Consider the following 12,012-nt stretch of genomic DNA (forward strand, 5'->3'; position numbering starts at 1 on the left):
GCTTTCGTCGAACTCGACGACCTGCCCCTGACCTCCAACGGCAAGCTCGACCGCAAGGCCCTCCCCGCACCGGATTACGCCGTCGAGTCGGCGGGCCGCGCCCCCCGCTCACCCCGTGAGGAGATCCTCGCCGGCCTGTTCACCGAGATCCTCGGTCTCACCCCCAGTGCCGTCTCCATCGACGACGACTTCTTCCAGCTCGGCGGACACTCCCTCCTCGCGACCAAGCTCGTCAGCCGCATCCGTACCGTCCTCGGTGTCGAGATGGGTGTCCGGCAGCTCTTCGACACGCCCACCGTCGCCGGCCTCTCCACCGCCCTCGACCACGTCGGCGGCACCGCCAGGGCCGCTCTCACCCCCGTCGACCCCCGGCCCGTCCGCGTACCCCTCTCGTACGCCCAGCAGCGGCTGCGCTTCCTTCAGCTTCTCGACGGCGACAGCACCGCCTACAACGCTCCCGGTGCCCTGCGTCTCCGTGGTCCTCTCGACCGTGAGGCGCTGCGGCTGGCGCTCTCCGACGTGGTCGCCCGGCACGAGAGCCTGCGGACGGTCTTCGCCGAGGACGACGAGGGCTTCGTGCAGCATGTCGTTCCGGCGCGCGAGGCCCCCGTCGGGTTCGAGGTCCGGGAGGCCGACGAGGGTCGGCTCACCGCCGAGCTGCTCGCCGCGGCCCGTCACCTCTTCGACCTGTCCGCCGAACTCCCGCTCCGGGCGACGCTGTTCGCGCTCTCCGAGAACGAGCACGTGCTGCTGATCCTGCTGCACCACATCGCGGGTGACGGCTGGTCCATGCGTCCCCTGGCCCGTGACCTCGCCGCCGCCTACACCGCGCGGATCACCACGGGCGAGGCCCCCGAGTGGGAGCCGCTGCCCGTCCAGTACGCGGACTACAGCCTCTGGCAGCGTGCGCTCCTCGGTTCCGAGGACGACCCGGGCAGTGAGATCTCCCGCCAGCTCGCCTACTGGAAGAGCGCCCTGGCCGGGCTCCCCAGGGAGCTTCCGCTGCCCGTCGACCGACCCCGGAGTGCCGAGCTGTCCAGCCGGGGAGGGCAGGTGACGTTCCGGATCCCCGCCGCCCTGCACCAGGAGCTGTACGCGCTCGGCGGCCGGACCCGGTCCAGTCTCTTCATGGTGCTCCAGGCGGCGCTCGCGGGGCTTCTCACCCGGCTGGGTGCCGGGGAGGACATCCCGATCGGCTCGCCCATCGCCGGCCGTACCGACACGGCCGTCGAGGAACTCGTCGGCTTCTTCGCCAACACCCTGGTCCTGCGTACGGACACCTCGGGCGACCCCGACTTCACCGAGCTCGTCGCCCGGGTCCGTGAGGCGGACCTCGCGGCCTACGCGCACCAGGACCTGCCGTTCGAGCGGCTCGTCGAGGCGCTCAACCCCGAGCGGTCCCTCTCCCGCCATCCCCTCTTCCAGGTCGGGCTGACCCTCCACAACGCCGACCCGCGTGCCACCGTCGCCGAGGTCGCCCGGCTGCCGAGGCTCGATGTGAGCCTGGAGCGGCTGCCCATCGAGGACACCAAGTTCGACCTCAACTTCGAGCTGACGGAGAGCTTCGACGAGGCGGGCCTGCCGGCCGGCATCGTCGCCGACCTGGAGTACAGCACCGGGCTCTTCGACGCGCCGTCGGCGCGGGCGACGGCGGACCGGCTGGTGCGGCTGCTCACCGAGGTGACGGCCGACCCGGCCCGACGGCTCTCCGCCGTCCCGCTGCTCGACGAGGCCGAGCGCGCCGCCGTGCTGGGGGAGTGGAGCTCCGTCGACCGCCCCGGGGTGGCCGAGGTCCTCGGCCGCGCCGTGCCGGCCGTGGGCCCGCCGACCGGTTCCGAGGCCGCGCCGCAGACCGCCGAGCCGACCGGTTCCGAGGCCGCGCCGCAGACCGCCCAGCCCGCCTCCCAGCCCATCGTCCCGCCCGTCGCCCTGCCCGCAGGCCTCGTCACGACCCGGGCCTGGGTCCTCGACGGCCGGCTGCGCCCGGTCCCGCCGGGCGTTCCCGGCGAGTTGTACGCGGCGGGCGACGGTCCTTTCCCCGCGGCCCCGGAGGCCGAGGCCCTCGCCGCACGGATCTCCGCCAGCCCCCTCCCCGGGGCCTCGTGGCTCCTCCGTACCGGCCGTACCGCCCGCTGGACCACCGACGGCACCCTCGAACTCGCACCCGGAGCGGACGGCCCCGCCACGTCCGACGACGCGACCGGCACCGCCGCCGACGCCTCGGCCGTTCTCTCCGGCACCGTCCACGCCGCCCGTTCCCGGGCGCCCCGCAGTCCCATGGAGCAGATCCTCCGGACCCTCTTCGTCGAGGTCCTCGGGGTGCCGGCCGTCGGCATCGACGACGACTTCTTCGACCGCGGCGGCCACTCCCTGTCGGCCGTCCGGCTGCTCAGCCGCGTCCGCTCCGTCCTCGGTGCCGAGATCTCGATCCGTACCTTCTTCGAGAACCCGACCGTCGCCGGACTCGCCGAGGCCTCCGCCCGTGCCTCCGGGGCGCGCCGCCCGCTCGCCCCCGTCGAGCGGCCGTCCCGGCTTCCCCTCTCGTACGCCCAGCAGCGGCTGTGGTTCCTCCACAACCTGGAGGGGCCGAGCGCCACGTACAACATCCCCGTCACCCTGCGGCTGACCGGCTATCTGGACCGGGCCGCGCTGCGGCAGGCCCTCACCGATGTCGTCGTACGCCACGAGAGCCTGCGGACCCTGTTCGCCGAGGACGGCTCCGGCGCGCGCCAGGTCGTGCTGCCCGCCGAGCACGCCCGGCCGCAGCTCACCGAGGAGGAGGTCGCGGCCGGGGAGCTGGACGCACGGATCCGCGACGCCGCCTCGTACGCCTTCGACCTGCGGGCCGAACTCCCCGTCAAGGCATGGCTGTTCGGTACCCCCGCCGGGGAGCGGACGCTGACGCTCGTCGTGCACCACATCGCCGGCGACGGCTGGTCGATGGGCCCCCTCGCCCGCGACATCTCCCGCGCCTACGCGGCCCGGGCCCGGGGCGAGGCGCCCGTATGGGACGCGCTCCCCGTGCAGTACGCCGACTACACGCTGTGGCAGCGGGAGATCCTCGGCTCCGAGGACGACCCGGAGAGCGAGATCTCGCGGCAGCTCGCCCACTGGAGCACGACGCTCGCCGGGCTCCCCGAGGAACTGGAGCTGCCCACCGACCGGCCGCGCCCGCCGAGCCAGTCGCACCGCGGCGGCCGGGTCGCCTTCGAGGTCCCGGCGAGTCTCCACGCGGCCCTCGCCGATCTCGCCCGCACCACCCGCACCAGCCTCTTCATGGTGCTCCAGGCGGCCCTCGCCACCCTGCTCAACCGGCTCGGCGCCGGTGCGGACATCCCCATCGGCACCCCCATCGCCGGCCGCACCGACACCGCCGTCGAAGAGCTCGTCGGCTTCTTCGTCAACACCCTCGTGCTCCGCACCGACACCTCCGGCGACCCCGACTTCACCGAACTCCTCGGCCGCGTCCGGGAGACCAACCTCGGCGCCTACGCCCACCAGGACCTGCCCTTCGAGCGGCTCGTCGAGGTCCTCAGCCCCGCGCGCTCGCTCGCCCGGCACCCCCTCTTCCAGGTGCTGCTCGGCCTCGACAACAACCAGGAGGCCCTGGACGTCCTGCGTCTCCCGGGCCTCACCGTCGACGTGCGGGCGCCCGAGACCGGGCGCGCCAAGTTCGACCTGGCGTTCTTCCTCGACGAGACGTACGGCCCCGACGGCACCCCGACCGGGCTGCACGGCGCCGTCGAGTTCAACTCCGACCTGTTCGACCGGGGCACGGCCACCGCCTTCGCCGAACGCCTCCTCCGCCTCCTCGGCTCCGTCGCCGACGACCCGCGCCGACCCCTCGGCCGGCTCGACGTCATGACCGACGACGAGCTCGCCACCCTGGAGCGGCGCAACCGGACCGCGCACGCCACCTCGCCGCGCTTCGTCCCCGAACTCGTCGAGGGCCAGGCCGCCGACGTCCCGCACGCGACGGCCGTCATCTCCGAGGCCGTCACCCTGTCCTACGGGGAGCTCAACGCCCGAGCCAACCGGCTGGCCCACCACCTCGCCGCCCGGGGCGTCGGCGCCGAGGACATCGTCGTGATCGCCCTGCCCCGCTCCGCCGACATGATCGTCGGCCTGCTCGCCGCCCTCAAGACCGGCGCCGCCTACCTCACCCTCGACATGAAGGCCCCCGAGCAGCGCCTGCGCGCCGTCCTCGACGACTGCCGTCCCGCCGCCGTCCTCACCGACACCGCCCACCACCCCCTCCTGGGGGAGGTGCACTCCGGGCGGGCGCTCGTCCTCGACGCCGAGGACACCGGCCGGCTCCTCGCCGCCGCCCCCGAGACCGACCTGACGGATGCCGACCGGGTCCGCCCCCTGGACCCGCGCCACCCCGCGTACGTCGTCTACACCTCGGGCTCCACCGGCACCCCCAAGGGGGTCGTCATGCCGATGGGTTCCCTGATGAACCTGCTGGCCTGGCACACCGGAACCTACTGCGGCGGCGTCGGCACCCGCACCGCCCAGTTCTGCGCGGTCTCCTTCGACTTCGCCGTCCAGGAGATCCTCCAGGCGCTCGTCGTCGGCAAGACCCTCGTCCTGCCCGAGGAGGAGACCCGGCTCGACGCCTACGAGCTGGCCTCCTGGATCGCCCGCTACGGCGTCAACGAACTCTTCGCGCCCACCCTCGTCATCGACGCCGTCCTCGCCGCCGCGGCCGACACCGGCGAACGCCTCGACTCGCTCACCGACCTCTTCCAGGGCGGCGAGCAGTTCCGGCTCAGCGGCGACCTGCGGGCCTTCTGCTCCACCGGCTGGCGCCGCATGGCCCACAACATCTACGGCCCCGCCGAGGTCGCCGCCATCACCTCCTCGACCCTCCCCGCGGACATCGACGAATGGCCCGGCTCCGCCCCCATCGGCGAGCCCGTCTGGAACGCCACCGTCCACGTCCTCGACGAGCGGCTCCGCCCCGTCGCCCCCGGCGTCCGCGGCGAGCTGTACATCGGCGGCGGCCAGATGGCCCGCGGCTACCAGGGCCGGCCCGACCGCACCGCGGAACGGTTCGTCGCCTCGCCGTTCGGCCCGGCCGGCTCCCGGATGTACCGCACCGGCGACATCGTCCGCTGGAACAGCGCCGGGGAGCTGGAGTTCCTCGGCCGCTCCGACCACCAGATCAAGATCGGCGGCTTCCGCGTCGAACCCGGCGAGGTCGAGGCCGTCCTCGCCGAGCACCCCGCCGTCGAGACCGCCGCCGTCCTCACCCGCCAGGACACCCCCGGGACCGTACGCCTCGTCGCCTACGTCGTACCGGCCGAGCTCCAGGAGGGCGCCGACCCGGACCTCGCGCGCACCCTGCGCACCCACATCGCCGGCCACCTGCCCCACTACATGGTGCCGTCCGCCGTCGTCGTCCTGCCCGAACTCCCCCTGACCGCCAACGGAAAGCTCGACCGGGCCGCGCTCCCCGCACCCGCCGCCGCCACCGGGGACACCGGCGGCGAAGGACCGCGCACCGACCGAGAGAAGACCCTCTGCGGCCTCTTCTCCGACGTCCTCGGTGTGGCCGACGTCGGCATCGACGACGGCTTCTTCGACCTCGGCGGCGACAGCATCATGTCGATCCAGCTCGTCGGCAGGGCCCGCCGCGCCGGCCTCGAACTGTCCGTCCGCGACATCTTCGAGCACCGCACCGTCGCCGCCCTCGCCCATGTCGTCACCGAGTCCACCGGCGCCGTCGCCGAGGAACCCGGCGCCGGCCTCGGCGAGGTCCCGCACACCCCGATCAACCACTGGCTCCTCGACCGCGCCGACGACCTCGACGCCTTCCACATGTCCGCCGTCCTCCAGGCCCCCGCCGGCCTCCGCCCCGACCACCTGGCCCGCTCGGTCCAGACCCTCCTCGACCACCACGACGCGCTCCGCGCCCGCCTCACCCCCGGCCCGGACCGCCGCATGGAGATCCCGGAACCCGGCACCGTCGACGCCGCCGGCGTCATCCGCCACGTCGACGCCGGCGGCCTCGACGAGGAGGCCCTCACCACCCTGGCCCGCGCCGAGGGCGAGGCCGCCCGCGACCGGCTCGACCTCGCCGCCGGACGCGTCGTCCAGGCCGTCCACGTCGACCGCGGACCCGGCACCCCCGGCCTGCTCCTCCTCGTCGTCCACCACCTCGTGATCGACGGAGTCTCCTGGCGGATCCTCGTCCCCGACCTCGCCGAGGCCCACGAGGCCGTCGCCGCCGGACGCGCCCCCGAACTCCAGGCCGTCGGCACCTCCCTGCGCCGCTGGGCCCAGCGGCTCACCGAGGAGGCCGCCAAACCCGCCTGGGCCGCCGACGCCGCCTGGTGGCAGACCGTTCTGCGCACCCCCGACCCGCGCCTCGGCCGACGGGCCCTCGACCCCGCCCGCGACACCCACGCCACCTCCGGACGTATCGAGACGACCCTCCCGTCGGACATCACCGAGGCCGTCCTCACCCGGGTCCCCGCCGCCTTCCACGCCGAGGTCAACGACGTCCTGCTCACCGCCTTCACCCTGGCCTGGACGCGCTGGCGCGCCGGCGGCGGACTCCTCCTCGACCTGGAGGGACACGGCCGCGAGGAGCACCTCGTGGACGGCGCCGACCTGTCCCGTACCGTCGGCTGGTTCACCAACCTCTACCCCGTACGCCTGGACACCGGCCCCGCCGACCTCGCCGAGGCCTTCGCCGGCGGCCCCGCCGCCGGAACCGCCCTCAAGACCGTCAAGGAACAGCTCAGGGCCGTCCCCGACAAGGGCATGGGCTACGGACTCGTCCGCCGCCTCAACCCCGACACCGCGACCGGATTCGCCGGACTGCCCCAACCGCAGGTCGCCTTCAACTACCTCGGGCGCTTCGCCACCGGAGGCAGTGGTCCCGTCGCCGACTGGACTCCGCTCAGCGGCATCGACGTCGTCCCCGGCGACCCCGGCCACCTGCCCCTGGCCCACCCGCTCGAACTCAACGCCCGCACCGAGGACGGACCCGGCGGCTCCCGCCTCGTCGCCTTCTGGACCTGGGCCGAGGACATCCTCGACGAGACCGACGTCCGCGCCCTCGCCGACCTCTGGTTCCGGGCCCTCGAAGCCCTCGTCACCCACGCACGCGACCCCCTCGCCGGCGGCCTCACCCCCTCCGACCTCTCGCTCTCCTCCGTCACCCAGGACGAGATCGACGACTTCGAGGACGAGTTCGACGACCTGTTCGGCGATTCCGAGGGCGACGACCCCGAAGGCGACGACCCCACCGGCGGCGAGGCGTTCGCCGCACTCGACGACGTACACGCTCCCGAAGACGAAGAAGAGGCCCAGAAGTGAGTCGCACCCCGCGGAAGATCGAGGACATCCTGTCGCTGGCCCCGCTCCAGGAGGGCCTGCTCTTCCACAGCGTCTACGACGAGGAGGGCCTCGACCCCTACGTCGTCCAGATCTCCTTCGACATCGAGGGCGCCCTCGACACGGCCGCCCTCCGCACCGCCGCACAGGCCCTCCTCGCCCGCCACGCCAACCTGCGCGTCGCGTTCCGGCAGCGCAAGAACGGCGACTGGGCCCAGCTCGTCATGCGCGAGGTGCCGCTGCCCTGGACCGAGACCGACCTCAGCGGCCTGCCCGAGGACGAGCGTGCCGCCGCGGCCGACGCCGCCGTCGCCGCCGACCGGGCCACCCGCTTCGACGTCACCCGGCCCCCGCTGCTCCGCTTCACCCTCCTCAGGATCGGCGCCGCCCTCCACCGTCTCGTCCTGACCAACCACCACCTCCTCATGGACGGCTGGTCCCTGCCCGTCCTCATGGGCGAACTCTTCGCCCTGTACGACACCGGCGGCGACACCGGCTCCCTGCCGCCCGCCCGCCCCTACCGCGACTACCTCGCCTGGCTGGAACGCCAGGACAAGGACGCCGCCCGCGACGCCTGGCGCGAGGCCTACGCCGACCTCGCCGAACCCACCCACGTCGCCCCCGACGCCGGCCGGGCCGCCGTCGCGGGCGCCGAGGTGCAGACCGTCCTCGACAGCGACGCCACCACCGCGCTCGGCGAGATCGCCCGCGGCCGCGGCCTCACCCTCAACAGCGTCGTCCAGGCCGCCTGGGCCATCGCCCTCAGCACCCACACCGGCCGCGACGACATCGTCTTCGGCACCACCGTCAACGGCCGGCCGCCGGAGATCGACGGCGTCGAGCGCATGGTCGGCCTCTTCATCAACACCCTGCCCACCCGCGTCCGGCTCCGCCCCGCCGAGCCCCTCGCCGCGCTCGTCGCCCGCGTCCAGGACGAACAGGCCCGGCTCACCCCGCACCAGCACCTCGGCCTCGCCGAGGTCCAGCGCGCCGTCGGACACGGCGAACTCTTCGACACCTCCATGGTGTTCCAGAACTACCCGGTCAGCCGCACCGGCGCCGCCGGCACCGGCATCGGCGCGGCCATCAGCCTCGTACCCGGCAAGAACCGCGAGGCCACGCACTACCCGCTGCTGCTCATCGCCTCCGCCCGCGACACGATGCGCTTCCGCCTCAACTACCGGCCCGACGTCTTCGACGCCGCCGGCGCACAGCGCGTCCTCGACCGCTTCGGCCGCGTCCTGCGCGGCCTCGTCGCCGACCCCGACCAGCCCGTCGGCCGGCTCGCCCTCCTCGGCGACGACGAGCGCCACGACGCCCTGGTCCGCTGGAACGACACCGCGCGCGACGTCCCCGAGGACACCACCGTCCTCGACCTCCTCCGCGAGCAGACCGCCCGCACCCCGCACGCCCCCGCCGTCACCGGAGTCGACGGCACCCTCGACTACGCCGAACTCGACGCCCGCTCCAGCCGTCTGGCGCACCTGCTCGTCGCGCGCGGCGCGGCCCCCGAACGGTTCGTCGGCATCGCGCTGCCCCGCACCACCGAGATGGTCGTCGCGCTCCTCGCCGTCCTCAAGACCGGCGCCGCCTACCTGCCCGTCGACCCCGACTACCCGGCCGAACGCATCGAGTTCATGCTCGACGACACCCGGCCCACCCTCCTCGTCACCACCCGCGACCTGGCCGGAGCCCTCCCCGACACCGGCACCCCGCGCCTCCACCTCGACGACCCGGCCCTCACCGGCGCGCTCGCGGCCCTGCCCGCCACCGCGCCCACCGACGCCGACCGCCACAGCCCCCTGCGGCCCGCCCACCCGGCGTACGTCATCTACACCTCCGGCTCGACCGGCCGCCCCAAGGGCGTCGTCATCGAACACCGCTCCCTCGGCGCCTATCTCCAGTGGGGCCGCGACGCCTACCCGGCGATGACGGGAACCTCCCTGCTCCACTCGCCGATCTCCTTCGACCTCACGGTCACCGCCCTCTACACGACCCTCGTCTCCGGCGGCCTCGTGCGCGTCGCCGAACTCGACGAGAACACCGCCGAGGGCGCCACCCCCACCTTCCTCAAGGGCACCCCCAGCGTCCTCGCCCTCCTGGAGGCCCTGCCCGCCGACGTCTCCCCGAACAGCCTCGTCATGCTCGGCGGCGAACTCCTCCTCGGCGAGGTCGTCGACCGCTGGCGGGCCCGCCGCCCCGAGGCCGACGTCCTGAACGTGTACGGAGCCACCGAGGCCACCGTCAACAGCGTCCAGTACCGCATCCCCGCCGGCGCCCCCTCCCCGACCGGCCCCGTCCCCGTCGGCCGCCCGTTCTGGAACACCCGGGTGTACGTCCTCGACAGCGCCCTGCGGCCCGTCCCCGCCGGAGTCCCCGGCGAGGCCTACATCGCCGGCACCGGCCTCGCCCGCGGCTACTGGCACCGCGCAGGACTCACCTCCGAGCGCTTCGTCGCCGACCCGTACGGCCCGCCCGGCTCCCGCATGTACCGCACCGGCGACGTACTCCGCTGGAACCACGACGGACTCCTCGAATTCGTCGGACGCGGCGACGGCCAGGTCAAGCTCCGCGGCTACCGCATCGAACTCGGCGAGATCGAGGCCGTCCTCGCCGCCCACGACCACGTCACCCAGGCCGCCGTCCTCCTCCGCGAGGACCAGCCCGGCGACAAGCGCCTCGTCGCGTACGCCGCCACCGGCGGCCGCCCCGTCACCCCGGAGCAGCTGCGTGCGCTGGCGGCCGAGCAGCTGCCGGAGTACATGGTGCCGTCGGCGTTCGTGACGCTGGACGTGTTCCCGTTGACGCCGAACGGGAAGCTGGACCGGCGCGCGCTGCCCGCGCCCGAGTACGGGGTGGAGTCGTCCGGCCGTGCGCCGCGCTCCCCGCGTGAGGAGATCCTCGCCGGGCTGTTCGCCGAGACGCTGGGCCTGGGCCCGTCGGGTTCGGTGTCGATCGACGACGACTTCTTCCAGCTCGGCGGCCACTCCCTGCTCGCGACCAAGCTCGTCAGCCGCGTCCGCAGCGTCCTCGGCGCCGAGATGGCCATCCGCCAGCTCTTCGACACCCCCACCGTCGCCGGCCTCTCCGGAGCCCTCGACACCGGCAACGGCAGCGCCCGCCCCGCGCTCACGGCCGCGGCGACGCGACCCGACCGCATCCCCCTGTCGTACGCCCAGCAACGTCTCTGGTTCCTCCACAAGTTCGAGGGCCCCAGCGCGGCCTACAACTCCCCGGTGGCGCTCCGCCTGAACGGCAGCCTCGACCGCGACGCCCTGCGAGCGGCGATCGGCGACCTCACCGGGCGCCACGAGAGCCTGCGGACGGTGTTCGCGGAGGACGGGGAGGGGTCGGCGTATCAGGTCGTCCTGGGGGCCGGTGGCGGTGGCGGTGAGGGTGGCCGCGATGGTGACGGTGATCGCGATGGTGACGGTGCGACCGGGGCCGGGGAAGGCCTCACGGTCGTCGAGGTCGACGAAGCCGGGCTCCGGGACGCCCTCCTGGCCGCCGCCCGCCACACCTTCGACCTCACCCGGGACACCCCCCTGCGCGTCTGGCTCTTCGAGCTCGGCGCCGACGAGCACGTCCTGCTCCTGCTCACCCACCACGTCGCCACCGACGCCTGGTCCCGAGCCCCGCTCGCCCGCGACCTGACGACCGCCTACGCGGCCCGCGTCTCCGGCGAGGCCCCGGCATGGCAGCCGCTGCCGGTGCAGTACGCCGACTACAGCATCTGGCAGCGGGAACTCCTGGGAACCGGCGACGGCGCAGACGGCGAACTCGCCCGTCAGCTCGGCCACTGGAAGAAGACCCTGGCCGGCCTCCCCGAGGAGCTGGCCCTCCCCTTCGACCGGCCGCGCCCGGCCACCGCCTCGCACGAGGGCGACACGATCACCTTCGAGCTGTCGCCGGAGCTCCACGAGCGCCTGGGACGGATGGCCCGCGAGCACCGGGCGAGTCTGTTCATGGTGCTTCAGGCGGGTCTGGCGACGCTGCTGAGCAGGCTCGGGGCGGGGGAGGACATTCCGCTCGGTACCCCGATCGCGGGTCGTACGGACGATGCTCTGGACGATCTGGTCGGGTTCTTCGTGAACACGCTGGTGCTGCGGACGGATGTGTCGGGTGATCCGACGTTCGCGGAGTTGATCGAGCGGGTGCGTGGGGCGGATCTGGAGGCGTACGCGCATCAGGACCTGCCGTTCGAGCGTCTGGTGGAGGCGGTGAACCCAGAGCGGTCCCTCGCTCGCCACCCTCTCTTCCAGACCATGCTCAACCTGAACAACGCGGGCCCGGTCGAAGCCCTGGACGAGATCGCCAAGCTCCCGGGCCTCACGGTCCGCCACGAGCCGCTGGAGACCAACCGCGTCAAGTTCGACCTCGGCTTCTCCTTCGCCGAGTCCCACAGCACCACCGGCACCCCCGGCGGCCTCCGCGGCGCCCTCCAGTACCGCACCGATCTCTTCGACCGGGTGACGGCTCAGGGGATCGCGGATCGTTTCGTGCGGGTTCTCGGGGAGCTGTCTGCTGATCCGGGCCGGCCTGTGGGCGATGTCGAGGTGCTCGATGCCGTGGAGCGGGAGCGGGTGTTGGTGGGGTGGAACGGTGAGGTGCGGGAGACGCGGGGTGTGTCGTTGCCGGTTCTCTTCGGGGAGCAGGTGGCGCGGA

Annotated in this window: 2 protein-coding genes; both read left to right on the plus strand. The window is 73.7% G+C overall.

Annotated features, from left to right (window positions below; translation table 11 throughout):
- On the plus strand, positions 1 to 7,329 hold a 7,329-nt coding region (locus ACH4MY_RS37945; RefSeq protein ID WP_398009387.1), incomplete at its 5' end, for an amino acid adenylation domain-containing protein.
- Positions 7,326 to 12,012: amino acid adenylation domain-containing protein (locus tag ACH4MY_RS37950; protein ID WP_398009389.1), on the plus strand; the 4,687-nt coding region annotated here is incomplete at its 3' end. The genes ACH4MY_RS37945 and ACH4MY_RS37950, both read left to right, overlap by 4 nt.

This window comes from Streptomyces sp. NPDC017246, from assembly GCF_044331325.1.
Taxonomy (GTDB): domain Bacteria; phylum Actinomycetota; class Actinomycetes; order Streptomycetales; family Streptomycetaceae; genus Streptomyces.